We start from the raw sequence: 15,043 nt of genomic DNA on the forward strand, positions 1-15,043 counted from the left end.
TAGAAGTCCTGCCGTTCTTGTTGTACAAGGGCGGCTTATTTGCGTCCACAGCATTATTTAATATTTAATTTTGAAAAAAAGGATTGCCACCCTATTCAAATTTGAATATAATAAGATTTGCCATTGAATACTGAACGTAAAGGAGTCTGTAAATGCATACTAAAGAAAGCAATCTTAAGCTCGTCGTTGCCGGCCTGCTGCTCGGTATTCTGATGTCTGCCATGGATAATACGATTGTGGCCTCAGCTATGGGCACCATCGTCTCCGACCTCGGGGGACTTGATAAAATCGTCTGGGTAACCTCTGCTTATATGGTCATGGTTATGGCCGGAACCCCCATCTTCGGCAAATTGTCCGATATGTACGGACGCAAGCGCTTCTTCATCTTCGGACTGATCGTGTTCCTGATCGGCTCCGCCCTGTGCGGAACGGCGGCCAGCATCACACAGCTCAGTATTTACCGGGCGATCCAAGGGATTGGCGGCGGTGCGCTGATGCCGATCGCCTTCACGATTGTATTTGATATTTTCCCGCCGCAAAAAAGAGGCAAGCTCACCGGATTATTCGGTGCTGTCTTCGGGATCTCCAGCGTAATCGGCCCTCTGCTGGGCGCTTATATCACTGATTACGTCGGCTGGAACTGGATTTTCTATATTAATGTACCGATTGGTATCGTCTCCTTCTTCCTGATTATGACGTCCTACAAGGAATCCGTCTCCCATGCCAAACAGCGGATTGACTGGGGCGGCGCCTTCACGCTGGTGGCAGGAATTATCTGCCTGATGTTCGCGCTTGAGCTTGGCGGCAATCAGTATGCCTGGGATTCAGCAACGATTCTCGGACTGTTCGCCGGCTTCGCCGTATTCCTGATTGCCTTCATCTTCATTGAGCAGAATGCGGCAGAGCCGGTCATCTCGTTCAACATGTTCCGGGGGCGCCTGTTTGCCACCAGCAGTCTGCTCGGCTTGTTCTACGGCTCGGCGTTTATCGTAGCTACGGTATACATTCCGATCTATGTCCAGGGGGTATACGGCGGCTCCGCCACCAACTCCGGTCTGATCCTGATGCCGATGATGATTGGTACGGTAATCGGCAGCCAGTCCGGCGGTCTGCTCACCACCAAGACGAGCTTCCGCAACATCATGCTGTTGTCCGCAGTGTGTTTCGTTGCCGGTATCTTCTCACTCAGCACACTGACACCGGATACTTCCCGTCTGCTGCTGAATGCGTTCATGGCGCTGACCGGCTTCGGGGTAGGGTTCTCCTTCTCCGTACTCAGCATGTCATCCATTCACCATTTCGATATGCGCCAGCGCGGTTCAGCTACCTCCACCAGCACCTTCCTGCGCTCGCTCGGGATGACGCTGGGGATTACCATCTTCGGTATTATCCAGCGCAACAGCTTCACTTCGGAGCTTAGCACGGCCTTCGGAGACGGCGGCCAGGCCTCTTCCTTCGGCGATCCGCGTTCTGCGCTGACCCCTGAGGCCCGTGCACAGATTCCGGCACCGGTGCTGGAGAAGATCACAAATTCACTGTCTACCTCGATCGCACATACCTTCATGTGGGCTATCGTGCCAGCGGTGCTTGCCGTTATCTTTGTCCTGCTAATGCCCAAAGACCGGCTGACGATTCAGCCTAAGGAATCCCAGCCAGCTCCGGCTTCCGGGCAGAGGTAAGCACCATGTCCATGAAGCTGCTGATTCTGGGGCTGCTGCTGGAACGGGATATGCATCCTTATGAGATTACTCTCGTCATGAAGGAACGTACGATGGACCAGTTCATTAAGCTGCAGATGGGCTCATTATATTATGCAGTCGACAAGCTGGCCGAGGGCGGTCATATCGAAGCTGTGGAGATCATCCGCAGCGCGGACCGGCCGGATAAAACCATCTACCGGATTACGGATAAAGGCAAGGAGTTAATGGAACAGCTCATTCTGCAGCAGATCAAGAAGAGCGACCCCCTGTATCATCCGCAGTACATGGCCTTGGCACTCTCGCGCTACATTGACCAGGAGAAGGTGGAGATACTACTGGAGGAACGCATCCGCGAAGCGGAGCACCAGGTGAACTTCGCCTACCAGGTATACGAGGAGCATATCTCCATTGTGCCGCGTTCGGCGCTGCATCTGATGTACGGCCGGTATGAGCATAGCCTGACAGAGCTGAAATGGCTGAAGCGGCTCCATGAGGATGTGGCCGCCCGCAGGCTGAGTGACAAAGGCAGCCCGATTATTCCGCAATAAGTATAGCATTTCAGGAGGATTGTTCCGCCGCCGTTACAGGCAGCCGGAGCAGTCCTCCATTTCATTTCCAAAGCCTGTTCACACAGGAACCTGCGGTTTATCACAGGTCCCTGTGTTTAATTAGCCCGAATTGTGTTTATTAGGGAGCAAACTGCCGGCAAGGCTCAGGAGAATTCTCTAGCACATTCCCCATCCTTGTCCTGCAAATATTCCGAAAGGGAAGTGAACTTAAGATGAGCCATAGTGACGATAAGAAGCCGATAAGAGACGAACGCGACCACCCTGAGCAATACAGGGCCGACAAGCCAAGCTTATTCGACCTTGATGAAAGCGAACAGAATGTAGATCCGATTCCGGTGGAGGATCTGACACTCGAGAAGCAGGAGGAGAAGGATAAGGAAGGCACGAAACACCGCTCCTCCAGCGACAAAAAATACCATACCGGATTCTAAAAGTGTACACTTAATCTTAGAGCATTCAAAAGTTATGGCTTATGGAGGGATACAATTGCTGAAAGCGTTACCACTTAACAAACGCGGAATTCCTGCCAGCCGCATTGCGCTGGGCTGTATGGGGCTTGGCGGAGGCTGGGACCATGAACCGGTTACAGCGGAGAACATAAAGCAGGGGCATGAGGCGCTGGATGCAGCGCTGTCGATCGGCATCAATTTTTTTGACCATGCGGATATCTATACCCGGGGCAAGGCGGAGAAGGTATTCGGACAGATCTTCAGGGAGCGTCCGGGTCTGCGTGAGGAGATCATCCTGCAGTCGAAATGCGGCATCAGGCTGATGGAGCCGGGTGATATCACCAATATGTTCGACTTCTCCAAGGAGCATATTCTGTCCAGTGTAGACGGAACGCTCTCCCGGCTGGGCACTGAGTATATTGATATTCTGCTGCTGCACCGCCCCGACCCGCTGATGGACCCCGAGGAAGTCGCCGAAGCACTGCGCATGCTTAAGGCAGCCGGCAAGGTGCGCCACTTCGGTGTCTCCAATATGAGTGCTGCCCAGATCAAACTGCTGGAGACCTATTGTGACGAGCCCTTCATCGTCAATCAGCTGCATATGAGCCTGGCCAAGATCAGCTGGGTCGATGCCGTACTCAGCGTGAACCGGGAACAGTGGAAAGACCTTACGTTTCCTGAGGGTACAATAGAGTATTGCCGTGCGGGGAACATCCAGCTTCAGGCCTGGGGCCCGCTGGCCCAGGGGCTGTTCAGCGGACGGCCGCTTGAAGGACAGCCGGAGAACGTGGTGAATACAGCGGCCAGAGTACAGGCGCTTGCCGATGAGAAGAATACAACACCTGAGGCCATCGTCCTGGCCTGGCTGATGACGCATCCAGCAGCCATCCAGCCTGTAATCGGCACCGTCAATCCGCTGCGCATCGCAGCCTGCGGAGGGGCGGATAAGATTGAGCTCTCCCGCAAGGAGTGGTACGAGCTGTACGTCAGCTCACGCGGAGAGAAGCTTCCTTAAGGAGCGGACTTCACTACAAATGGAAAGGTTATGCCATCCGTATTTGTTATGCGGATAGCATAACCTTTTTTTGTTCTCAATAAAGAACATTTGTGAAAAACAGCGATATATCAAGAAAATTAAAGATAATCAGATGCATCCGTGCTTTATTGCGAACAATTCGCTGAAATTGACATTTCTCTTTTCCCGGGTGCGCAGTGTATGATTTCATTACGAAGACGTTCTTAATAAAGAACGAATATAACGAATATCAATCAGTAAGCCATGAGAGGGGGCCTACCTTTGTACCCCAGATCCGCCAAACGGCGTAAACGGAAATACACGAAACTCGGTCTTCGGATCCTGCAATCCGGTGTGGCTGTATCTGTTCTTATAATGTATACCTCCAATCAGATTGGCAGTACTTACGGAGAGTATAACACTTCCCAGGAACAGAACACCTCTATCGGGCTCTGCTCCGTATTTCCGGGTCAGATCGAACAGCTGCTGTCAGAGTTCAGCGGACATGTCCGCACAATTACCCAGCTGAAGTCTTCTCTTGGCAGCCACATTACGAGCGGGAACTATAACACTCCCCCGGTCTCTGAAGAACTGTCAGCGGAGGAACTGGATCAGATCTCCAGTGAGATCTCGGAACAAATCCGGCTGGCAAGCGATACAGTTAGCGCACTGGATACACAGCTGAGCCTCAATGCAGGTATCTGGCAGCAAATTCTGCAGGAAATTGGCAGTGCAGCAGCCATTCTGCATCAACTCGGAGGATATATGGTTAATCTCGAACCCAATTGCCTGGAAATCCGTGACGCCCGGTTCTTCGAACAGCTGCAGGAAGGTCTCCATCAAAGCGGGGTGCTGTCGGAATCCCTGACGGATACATTAACGGGCATTGTGCATTATCTGAATACGATTCATGATTTCGGCGGCTCGCTGCCGACCGGTAATCCTGACCGGGTGCTTCTCCGGCAAGAAAGCTTCGGCTTCCCTGCCGAGGAACCGATTTTCTCACTCATGGCCAGAGCCTACAATGCAGACCCCAATGTATCTCCCGCCTTACAGTCAAGCTACGATCAGTTAAGTGCAGAATTAACAGCCTCCAGAGACAACCTATCGTCCACAATCTCCACGCTGCAGGAACAGCAGGTACACATTGCTGAAGCGAAGGCGGCGCTGGAGGAGAAAGCCAAGGCTGAAGAAGCGGAACGGCTGGCGCTTGAGAAAGCCAAGGCTGAGGAAGCGGAACGGGATGCACTGGAGAAGCAGAAACAAGAGAACGATCAAACCAAGAATAATCCGCCCGCAGCCAGCATTCCTGGAGAAGATAAGACCATCGATGAACCTGCTATAGAAGCTCCTGAGGGAGAAAAACCGGCTCCTGCACCCTCACCGGATGCAGAGGTTACCGCTCCGCCTGCCACACCGGCACCGGAAGCCAATCTTCCGGAGGCGACTCCAGCGGCAGACTCACCTGGGGAGCTCCCGGATAGCGGTACAGATACCGCGCAGCCAACAGCTACAGTTACACCTACAGCTACACCTGCTCCACAATCGGATACCAGCAAAGGCGGGGAATAATATGCGCATTAAAAAGATAGTCAGCACCACATTGTCCACACTGATATTTATGATTTTCCTGGTGCTGGTAACAGCAGTAGTCATCTCCAAAGCCTCCGGAGGCGAACCTTCCTTCTTCGGCTATCAGATCAAGACGGTGTTATCCGGTTCCATGGAGCCGGGCATCCAGACCGGATCTATAGTAGCGATTAAGCCGGGCGGGGATATGACCCGTTTTCAAAAAGGCGATGTGATTACTTTCATGAATTCCGATAACCTCCTGATTACACACCGTGTGGTCGATGCTTCAATAAACAGTGCCATAGGTGAAGCCAGCTATACCACCAAGGGGGACAATAACGATGCAGCCGATACCTCAGCGGTCAGCTCAACAAATGTGGTAGGCCAATATACCGGCGTCACCGTCCCTTATGTAGGATATGCCATGAATTTTGCGGTCTCCAAAGCCGGAAGCGTAATGCTGATGATTATCCCCGGGCTGCTCCTGCTCCTCTACGCACTGTATTCCTCCTGGAAAGCCGTAGCGGCACTGGAGAAGAAGAATGCAGGGCCAGCGGTGACCGGCGGACCGGATACCCTTCCAGACATTGTGCAATAAACCGATTGTCCTCTCCCGTTTACGAAACGCGGAGCAACAATAAATTTTCCCCGAAGACAGGTAAAGACAAAAAAAGAACGATGAGAGAGGGATGAACAAATGAACGTTAAAAAAACATTAGGTCTCGGCGTTGTATCGGCAGCACTCGGATTAACCCTGGTCGGCGGAGGAACCTTCGCTTACTTCAGCAGTACCTCCACCACTGCAGCTTCTTTTAACAACGGAACTTTATTACTTAATTCGGACCCCTCCGTTATTGTCAATCTCAGCAATCTTAAACCGGGGGATACGATCCTAAGAGATTTTAAATTGAAAAATGACGGAACGCTCAATATTCCCAAAGTTGTTCTGCGTACCTCATCTGTCATTACAGATGCCCAGGGAGATAACGGCGCCCATAATCTCAAAGACGATATTATTGTGACGTTCCTAGTTAACAAGGATAAGGTAACATCACCTGTTCTGGTCGTTTCACTGGCCGAACTTGAGCAGCAAAGTCCGGATCTTGTAGCCAAGGGAATTCTCGGCGGAATCTTTGGTGTAGAGAATGGGGGCATCAAAGCAGGCACCTCAGATAAACTGAGCGTACAGTTTGCCTTCAAGGAAACCTTCCAGCCGCAAAACTACTATCAAGGCGATACACTGGCCCTGACCCTGAACTTCGAAGCCAACCAGGAAAAAGGCGCCCTCAAATAATCTATCTGTATATGCATTCCTGATCACCGATCTTAAAAAAACATAATATACTCGAGGAGGAAATTAATTATGGGTATCAAAAAAACATTGGGTCTTGGCGTAGCATCGGCAGCACTGGGATTGTCTTTAATCGGAGGGGGCACCTTCGCTTACTTCAGCTCCACAGCAACCAGCACGGCAACCTTCGCGGCAGGCACGCTGAAGCTCGGCTCTTCCTTTAATACACCTGTTGCCCTGACCAATCTGAAACCGGGTGATTACACCGTACGCACGTTCACCTTGTCCAATGACGGCACCCTGGATATCAAACTCCTAACGCTGGCCACCAGCTACACTGTAACTGATGCGAAGGGCGATAATGCCGGCCAGGATCTTGGAGATCACTTCAAAATCAAACTTCTCGACAGCTCTTATACCAGCGGTCCGCTTGCCGGCCATGTGCTGTCCGAGATCTCCCTGAAGGACCTGAAGAACACTTCCAGCTATGATCTCGTAACGGCGGGTGTACTGCCGGGAGGCATCGCCGCTACCCAAACCAAAACCTTCAAGATTGCTTTCGAATTCGTTGACAATACCCAGGATCAGAATATCTTCCAGGGTGACGGCTTGGCGCTGAACTGGACATTCAATGCTACGCAAGGTTTGGGAGAAGCCAAATAAGGCTATTAAATTATATACACAAAACGGCATATCCTCCCTCATCCGGGCTGGATATGCCGTTTTGTCTCTCCCCGCCAGCTTCTGGCAGGAACAAGGGTTTTTGTCCGTTTTGCGAATTTTTGTTATACTGATAACAAAAAGTACGGAGGGCGTTGTAATCGTGTCAGATAATATGGGAAGCCGCATCCATAGGCTCCGGCTGGAGAAGGGTTATTCTTTATCCGAGCTTGCGGATAAGGCTGACGTGGCGAAATCATACTTAAGTAATGTCGAACGGAATATCCAATCCAACCCCTCCATTCAATTTATCGAAAAAATTGCCGATGCACTCCAAGTATCCATTCACGTATTACTGTATGGCGGAATTGCAGAAACTGCAGAGCCGGTTCTCGATGGAGAATGGTTCAGGCTGGTTCAGGATGCGATGGCCTCTGGTATAAGCAAACGTGAATTCAAGGAGTTTCTCGATTATCAGAAATGGCGGCTGGAGCAGAAGGATAACTGAAATACCCCACAAAGTGAGGCAGCAGCCTCGATGATTACCCAGGTACTTTGCGGGGACCCCGAAACAACATGTAAATTCCAACAGAAGAGGGCACAGCGTGTACACCGCTGTGCCCTCTTCTGTATGTATCCGTACAATGCTGAATGCCCTACATCGCCTGGAGTGCTTTTTCAGTAAAAAAACGCCGAATCTCGTCTGCCTGGATGCCAGCCTGCTTAGCAGACATTAGCAAATGCACCCATTCTAAATCCAGATCAACTGCCTGCAGTTCGTCATTCCCCTGGTTGGACTTATCCAAGAAATCTCCTCCTAGAATTTTCGCGTCCCCAGGCAGTCCGGCCATCATAGTATTTCTACTTTAGATCCGAGACTTTGTGCCCCTGTCTTTCGGCAGGTTTACCCTTTACTGGACCCTTTACATGAAAGGATCTGAAAAGAATCGATGAAACCGTTCTCCGCAATAACATTATACAAGATCTTACATGAAAAGTGTGTCGTTTTCTGGAATTTTTTTATGTTAAATCGTGAAGACCCTTAGCTAAAATTGCCAATAGCTTGTATAAATAATTCCAATTCATCTTCAATCGGTCCAAATTAGTTTAAATATACTAAATAGATATTAATCCCGTAACACAATATAGAAACAATTACCCATTTCTATGATTTACAACCACCTAAATCCCTTAATTTTTATTAATTTTAACGATATTTTATTTTTCCGGCTTCACCCGGAAAATTTATGATTGTTCCGTATGAATCCCCCGCTGAATCATACCGTTTTGCGAACGGATTGCACGAAAGTATGAATTGATTACCCTGCCGGAAAGTAGCACAATAAGATGAGAATGAAACCGCAAACATCGCAGCTCCGCTAAGCGGTGTTCCTAATATACCGCATGTGGAGTTTATCCGTTAGGAGGACCTACTCATGGCCGTCAAAGAGCCCTATAACGAATCTGTCTGGAGCAAGTATTACGGTCCCAATCTGGGCTACATTCAGGAGAAATACGAGCAGTTTGTCAAGGACCCCACTTCCGTAGAGCATCATTACCGCGACCTCTTCACAGTATCCGGCCCGCCTCCCCTGGCTCCGGATGCCGTCAAGACGCCTCCCCCCGCCATCTCAGGAGATACAGAGTGGCTCAGGAAAGCCGTTAAAGCTTCCAAGCTAATGGCTAACATCCGAATATACGGCCATATGGCTGCCGATATCGATCCGCTGGAGCGGAGCACCAACCCGATGGCGAAATGGCTGGAGATCGAGACCTATGAGCTGACGCGCGAAGATCTGAATGCCCTGCCGGCTTCATTGATCTGGGAGAATGCCCCTGAGGGCGTGCATACCGCTATGGATGCCGTTCACAGAATGCGCCAGGCCTACACACAGACCATTGCCTATGAATTCGGGCATGTGCATGACGAGCGTGAGCTGCGCTGGCTCAACAGCCAGGCGGAATCCACAACGTCGCCTGCTCCACTGAACCATGCGGAACGCAAAGAGCTGCTGAAACGCCTGATTCAGGTAGAGCAGTTCGAGACCTTCCTGCATAAGACCTTCGTCGGCCAGAAGCGCTTCAGCCTGGAGGGCAATGATGCCCTCGTGCCTATGCTGGATGAAATTGTCCGCGCTGCCGCACATGACGGCGCAGAGCATATCCTGATGGGTATGGCCCACCGCGGAAGACTTAATGTGCTTGCCCACATTCTGGGCAAACCTTATGATATTATTTTCTCGGAATTCCATCATTCGCCGAACAAGGAGCTCTTCCCGTCCGAAGGCTCCATGGGTGTCACCTATGGCTGGAGCGGGGATGTGAAATACCATCTAGGCGCCGACCGCGCCGTCCGCGAAGGCGAAACTGTGCGTACCCGCATCACGCTTGCGAACAACCCGAGCCATCTCGAGTTCGTGAATCCGGTCGTTGAAGGCTTCACGCGTGCAGCCCAGGAGGAACGGGGCACCCCAGGCCTGCCTAAGCTGAATACGGACAAAGCCATGGCCGTGCTTATGCATGGCGATGCCGCCTTCCCTGGTGAAGGCATTGTTGCGGAAACACTTAATATCGGCAAATTGCAAGGTTATCAGAATGGCGGCACTGTGCATATTATCGTCAATAACCGGATCGGCTTCACCACCGAAAGTGAAGATTCCCGCTCCACGCATTACGCCAGTGATCTGGCGAAGGGCTATGAGATCCCGGTAGTGCATGTCAATGCCGACGACCCCGAAGCCTGTATTGCTGCCGTCCGTATGGCCAGCGCTTACCGCCATTTGTTCAAGAAGGATTTCCTGATTGATCTGATCGGGTACCGCCGGCACGGCCATAATGAGATGGATGATCCGGAAACCACCCAGCCGGTGGTTTATGGCAAGGTCCGCAACCACCCTACCGTCTACCGCGTTTATGCGGAACGCCTGCAGCGCGAGAAGGTCGTTACAGCCGATGAGGTGAAGAACATGATTGCCGAGGCCGAGAGTGTGCTGCAGCAGGCCTTCGAGCAGATGAAGGAAGGGAAACAGAAGAACGCCGAGTCCAAGACTTCGGTCGTCCTGGATACGGGAACACCGGTGCACCGCCCTACAGCGGTTCCGCTGGCCAGCCTCCAGGAGATTAACCGTGAGCTGCTGAGCGTACCGGCCGGCTTCACAGTCTATCCGAAGCTGGAGCGGATTCTGCAGCGGCGCAAGGATGCGCTGAATGACGGTGAACGGGTAGACTGGGCGCTGGCCGAAACCCTGGCCTTCGCTACCATTCTGAAGGACGGCACGCCGATCCGCCTCAGCGGACAGGATTCACAGCGCGGCACCTTCGCTCACCGCCACCTTGTCCTGCATGACAGTGAGAGCGGGGAGCTCTTCTCCCCTCTTCACCAGCTTAAGGATTCCCGCGCCTCCTTCGGCGTCTACAACAGCCCGCTGTCAGAAGCCTCTGTACTCGGCTATGAATACGGCTATAATGTGTTCGCACCGGAGACCTTCGTGCTCTGGGAAGCGCAATACGGCGATTTCGCCAATGCCGCCCAGGTCATTATCGACCAGTTCATCTCTGCCGGACGCGCCAAGTGGACACAGCGCAGCAATCTTGCGATTCTGCTGCCGCATGGATATGAAGGCCAGGGACCGGAACACTCCAGCGGCAGGCTGGAACGTTATCTGCAGCTCTCCGCCGAGGAGAACTGGACCGTAGCGAATCTGACCTGCGCGGCCCAATATTTCCATCTGCTGCGCCGTCAGGCTGCACTCTGCGGACAGCCCGACGCCCGGCCGCTGGTAATCATGGCACCGAAGAGCCTGATCCGCAATCCGCGCAGTACCTCGGCCGGTGCTGATCTCGCCTCCGGCAGCTTCCAGCCCGTGCTTCCGGAACCGCTGCTCGGCAGCAAGCCCGAAGAGGTCAAGCGCCTGGTGGTATGCAGCGGCAAGGTCGCCATCGACCTGCAGACTGAGCTGGAAGCCGCCCGCGGACAGGACTTCTCATGGCTGCATATTCTCCGCCTGGAGCAGCTGTATCCGTTCCCGGAACGTGAGCTTGGCGCACATCTCAGTTCGTTCCGTTCCCTGCAGGAAATCATCTGGGTGCAGGAGGAACCGAAGAATATGGGCGGCTGGAGCTACGCCGAACCCCGGCTGCGTGCCATTGCCCCGCAGAATGTTACCGTCCAGTATATCGGACGTCCGGATCGCTCCAGCCCGGCCAGCGGTTATGCGGATGTGCACAGCTTCGAGCAGCGGCGCATCGTTAGAGAAGCCCTGAAACTAAACGCTCAAGTACAAGCACCTGTACCGTCTTCCTGACAGCAGCAAGGCGGTCTCTCGATAACGTAAACTACTATATTTGGGGAGGTAACGGCCTGTGTCCGAAATTAAAGTACCCGATTTGGGCGAATCCATTTCCGAAGGAACGATCTACAAATGGCTGGTTAAAGAGGGCGACACTGTCGGCCAGGGCGATGTGCTCGCGGAGCTTGAGACCGACAAGGTCAACCTGGAGATCAGTGCGGAGGAGGATGGTGTCATCTCCTCCATCCTGCGCCAGGCGGGCGAGAACGTTGCTGTTGGCGAAGCTATCGGCATTATCGGCAGCGCCGACGGTGCGGCAGTAGCCGGAGGCGGCAAGCCGGAAGCAGCAAGCGCAGCGACGGGCAGCAGCGCCTCTGACGGCGGTAAGCCGGAAGCGGCAAGTGCAGCGACGGGCGGCAGCGCCTCTGACGGCGGTAAGCCGGAAGCGGCAAGTGCTCCGGCCGCCTCCGAAGGTGCGGCGGCGGGCTCTGCGGCCCTGGCTTCGCCGGGGGCGCGCAAGCTGGCCCGGGAGCGGGGCATCGACCTCGGCGAGGTCAGTGCCCGCGACCCCATCGGCCGGATCGGCCAGGCCGATGTGAACGGCCATGGCGCAGCCGTGCCGGAGGCCGCTGCGCCTGCAGCTCCGGCGGCGGCGGCGCGGCCGGAGCCGGTGAAGCCGCCCGCGCCGGCGGGCAAGGCGCCGCATGCCGAGGACGGCAAAGCGACCGAGCGCAAGCGCATGTCGCGCAGACGGCTGACGATTGCCAGCCGCCTGGTCGAAGCGCAGCAGACGGCTGCCATGCTGACCACCTTCAACGAGGTGGACATGACCGCTATTCTCGACATCCGCAAACGCCGCAAGGATGCCTTCAAAGAGAAGCATGAGGTCGGACTCGGCTTCATGTCCTTCTTCACCAAAGCCGTGATCGGCGCACTCAAGGCTTATCCGCTGCTGAATGCCGAGATCGACGGTGAGGATCTCCTGCTGAAGAAATACTATGACATCGGCATTGCCGTAGCCGCCAAGGAAGGCTTGGTCGTGCCGGTCGTCCGCGATGCCGACCGGCTTAGCTTCCCGGAAATCGAGCGCAAGATCGGCGAGCTCGCCTCCAAAGCGCGCGCCAACACGCTCAGTCTGCCGGAGCTGCAGGGCGGTACCTTCACGATCACCAACGGTGGTGTATTCGGATCTCTGCTGTCTACGCCGATCCTCAATACGCCGCAGGTCGGCATTCTCGGCATGCATAAGATCCAGCTTCGTCCGATCGCCTTGGATGAAGAGCGGACAGCCAACCGTCCGATGATGTATGTCGCCTTATCGTACGATCACCGGATTGTGGACGGTTCAGAGGCGGTAGGCTTCCTTGTCAAAGTCAAGGAATTACTGGAAGATCCAGAGGCGCTGCTGTTGGAGGGCTAAGCCCTCCTCCCGCGGCATCCTTCATTCCTCATACGTATGAACACCAAAGGCATCCGCAGAGCGTATTCGCTCTACGGATGCCTTTTTGGATTCCTTTTTGAATACCTTTTAATACCTAAATTGAATTCAATCTATTCACTTAAGCTGCTGGCTGCTCAACGATGAATATTTGGACTTCCGGCTGCTGTTTAAGCAAGAGTTGCCCGATTCATCCTTTGCACATGGAGTGCTTATTAAAATCCTGCACAGAATACAACATTTCCCTCAATAACACGGCCTAAATCTATAATTGTTGCACAAAATGCAGCAATTCCCTCGTTCCAGGCCGATTAACGAAGCTATTGTTGTATTTCATACAACAATCCTACTGAACAGCCGGTATTTATGAACCAATGTTGCAGTACGTACAACATTTATGCCTGTATAGACTGAACTTAACAAAATCACTCACCAGAACCGCCGCCTACAGCCCGCCCCGGATCAATTCACCCGCCAAATCCAGCAGCTGCTCCTTGGTCAGCTTCCGGTCACCGTAGGTGGTGACAATATAATACGCATCCTGCTGCTCGTTGTACCAGTTCAGGTAATGGTAGCTTATATCCGGCCGTACCTCTGGCTTGTCGGCGTGATTGTATACGATCTCACGGCCCTCTACCTCCAGCTTCTCTGCGGCCACCTCCGGTCTTAGCATGACCTGCACATTGCCTCCATGCAGCAGGGTAGCCCCTATTTCGATGACCGCCCCTTCTCTGGTATACTTGCCGCCAATAGAAGCCGCTTCGGTCCACGGGATCGCCTTCATGAACAGATTGCGGCCGGTATTCTGCTTCGCCTCAGCCATCAGTTCGTCAAGAGTCTGACGGTAAAGCGGATTTTCATCGCGTTCCGCGGCTAAGGGTGAGCCGGGGTGTATCGTGCCATACTTAAATTCATAACCTCCGGCTTCCTTGGGCAATACAGGCGTCTTCAATTTATTCATCTCTCCAAGGAAAGCCGGGTAATCGGTCAGACGCAGCTCCTTGCCTGCAAACTGCAGTGCCGATTCCGCCCCTTCAGGAAGCTTCTCTCCTCTAACGAAATAGGCGATCAGTTCCCCCGGTTTGGCAAAATCCATCAGCTTCCATGCGTATTTGTTATACGCAGCCGGCGGTCCCGGATTGGGGTTCTCTGCCTGGTGCTGTACCTTCACCTCGCCTGCCTTATTCCGGATCTGAATATACTCCGAGGCAGCGTAGGCTGTTACTGTGATCAGCAGCAGCATAACCAGCATCCCTGTGAACGCTGCCGTTTTACCGGCGAATCTGATCCCGCGCAGACTCCGCTTCTGTTCAGTCCCCCGCACACGTACCATAACTCTATCAGTAACCTCAATCACGGATAGCTGCTCTTCACGGACTGCAGCGTCTCTTATATCTTGGTACTCATTGCCGATTCCTGCCCGTTCCATGATATCCCCTCCTCCGCTTGCATCGTTTCCCGCACTTTTCGTTTGATCCGCTCCATCCTTTTATGCAGCGCATTAGGCGTAATATTCAGAATTGCGCTGATCTCCAGAAAGGTCTGCTCTTCAAATACCCGCAGAACAAGCAAATTCCGTTCCTCCAGCGATAGCCGTCCAAGTGCAGCCTCCAGCGCCGGACTGTATAGCCGCTCTTCCAGCGTCTGCTCCGGACCGGCCGCTGCCGCCGTATCGGGACGGAACACCCGCAGGAAGTGCCCCTGCATCCGCCGCCGGCGCAGCAGATTCAGACAATGATTGCCGGCAATCCGGTACAGCCAGGCTGAGAAGCTGACGGTGGGCTTGTACCCCCTAATGGATTGATAGGCTTTGACCAGTACATCCTGCACCGCATCCTCGGCATCCTGCCTGTTCCCCAGCATCCGGCAGCAATACCGGTAAACCGGCTGCTGAAAAGCATCTACAATGAACGCAAAGGATTCCTGCTCCCCTTGTTGAACCCTGATAATGGCCGCCTCTACCTGCCGCATATCCGGCATATTCTCCTGTGACGTTGCCCTCACCTCCTTGCTTGTATATCTCTATAACACCTGACTTCTGCAAAAAGTGCCTACCGGCA

At 53.3% G+C, this 15,043-nt stretch carries 14 protein-coding genes and 1 riboswitch; of the genes, 11 read left to right on the plus strand and 3 right to left on the minus strand.

Annotation, left to right across the window (positions count from 1 at the left end):
- The first annotated feature begins 152 nt into the window (after positions 1-152).
- The 9 genes from NSU14_RS29875 to NSU14_RS29915 all read left to right on the plus strand — a co-directional run bounded on the left by NSU14_RS29875 (position 153) and on the right by NSU14_RS29915 (position 7,764).
- The gene (locus NSU14_RS29875) at positions 153-1,679 is read left to right on the plus strand and encodes an MDR family MFS transporter (RefSeq protein WP_076243545.1); all 1,527 of its coding nucleotides are present in this window, start codon (positions 153-155) and stop codon (positions 1,677-1,679) included.
- 5 nt (positions 1,680-1,684) lie between these two features.
- On the plus strand, positions 1,685-2,248 hold the full coding sequence (locus tag NSU14_RS29880) for a PadR family transcriptional regulator (RefSeq protein ID WP_076243544.1): 564 nt from the start codon (positions 1,685-1,687) through the stop codon (positions 2,246-2,248).
- 233 nt (positions 2,249-2,481) lie between these two features.
- Complete coding sequence (locus NSU14_RS29885; protein WP_340948211.1) at positions 2,482-2,700, plus strand: hypothetical protein; 219 nt, start codon at positions 2,482-2,484, stop codon at positions 2,698-2,700.
- Positions 2,701-2,755: 55 nt separating this feature from the next.
- On the plus strand, positions 2,756-3,733 hold the full coding sequence (locus tag NSU14_RS29890; protein WP_336101572.1) for an aldo/keto reductase: 978 nt from the start codon (positions 2,756-2,758) through the stop codon (positions 3,731-3,733).
- A 282-nt stretch (positions 3,734-4,015) separates the two neighbouring features.
- Entirely contained in the window at positions 4,016-5,305 is a 1,290-nt protein-coding gene (locus NSU14_RS29895) for a hypothetical protein (RefSeq protein ID WP_042133027.1), read from the plus strand.
- Position 5,306: 1 nt separating this feature from the next.
- A complete protein-coding gene (gene sipW / locus NSU14_RS29900) occupies positions 5,307-5,903 on the plus strand; it encodes a signal peptidase I SipW (RefSeq protein WP_336101570.1) in 597 nt (198 codons plus the stop codon).
- A gap of 99 nt (positions 5,904-6,002) precedes the next feature.
- Complete coding sequence (locus NSU14_RS29905; RefSeq protein WP_042133025.1) at positions 6,003-6,599, plus strand: TasA family protein; 597 nt, start codon at positions 6,003-6,005, stop codon at positions 6,597-6,599.
- 69 nt (positions 6,600-6,668) lie between these two features.
- Complete coding sequence (locus NSU14_RS29910; protein WP_042133023.1) at positions 6,669-7,259, plus strand: TasA family protein; 591 nt, start codon at positions 6,669-6,671, stop codon at positions 7,257-7,259.
- 172 nt (positions 7,260-7,431) lie between these two features.
- Positions 7,432-7,764 carry a helix-turn-helix domain-containing protein gene (locus NSU14_RS29915; RefSeq protein WP_042140681.1) on the plus strand — a complete coding sequence of 111 codons (333 nt, stop codon included), beginning with the start codon at positions 7,432-7,434 and terminating at the stop codon, positions 7,762-7,764.
- 148 nt (positions 7,765-7,912) lie between these two features.
- On the opposite strand, the gene NSU14_RS29920 is transcribed toward NSU14_RS29915, so the two are convergent.
- Entirely contained in the window at positions 7,913-8,062 is a 150-nt protein-coding gene (locus NSU14_RS29920) for an anti-repressor SinI family protein (RefSeq protein WP_083442555.1), read from the minus strand.
- A gap of 28 nt (positions 8,063-8,090) precedes the next feature.
- Positions 8,091-8,175, minus strand: a riboswitch (cyclic di-GMP riboswitch).
- Between the two features lie 517 nt (positions 8,176-8,692).
- Between NSU14_RS29920 and NSU14_RS29925 the strand changes: the two genes are divergently transcribed.
- Together NSU14_RS29925 and odhB are read left to right on the plus strand one after the other, a co-directional pair.
- Positions 8,693-11,560, plus strand: coding sequence for a 2-oxoglutarate dehydrogenase E1 component (locus NSU14_RS29925; RefSeq protein ID WP_336101569.1), 2,868 nt, complete (start codon positions 8,693-8,695; stop codon positions 11,558-11,560).
- A gap of 58 nt (positions 11,561-11,618) precedes the next feature.
- A complete protein-coding gene (gene odhB, locus NSU14_RS29930) occupies positions 11,619-12,965 on the plus strand; it encodes a 2-oxoglutarate dehydrogenase complex dihydrolipoyllysine-residue succinyltransferase (protein ID WP_340948213.1) in 1,347 nt (448 codons plus the stop codon).
- Between the two features lie 463 nt (positions 12,966-13,428).
- Here odhB and NSU14_RS29935 read toward each other — a convergent pair whose 3' ends face one another.
- A complete protein-coding gene (locus NSU14_RS29935) occupies positions 13,429-14,412 on the minus strand; it encodes a hypothetical protein (RefSeq protein WP_340948214.1) in 984 nt (327 codons plus the stop codon).
- Positions 14,373-14,963 carry an RNA polymerase sigma factor gene (locus tag NSU14_RS29940; protein WP_340948215.1) on the minus strand — a complete coding sequence of 197 codons (591 nt, stop codon included), beginning with the start codon at positions 14,961-14,963 and terminating at the stop codon, positions 14,373-14,375. Before NSU14_RS29940 ends, NSU14_RS29935 begins: the two co-directional genes overlap by 40 nt.
- Positions 14,964-15,043 lie beyond the last annotated feature (80 nt).

The organism is Paenibacillus sp. FSL R10-2771 (assembly GCF_038000205.1).
Taxonomy (GTDB): domain Bacteria; phylum Bacillota; class Bacilli; order Paenibacillales; family Paenibacillaceae; genus Paenibacillus_AQ; species Paenibacillus_AQ phytohabitans.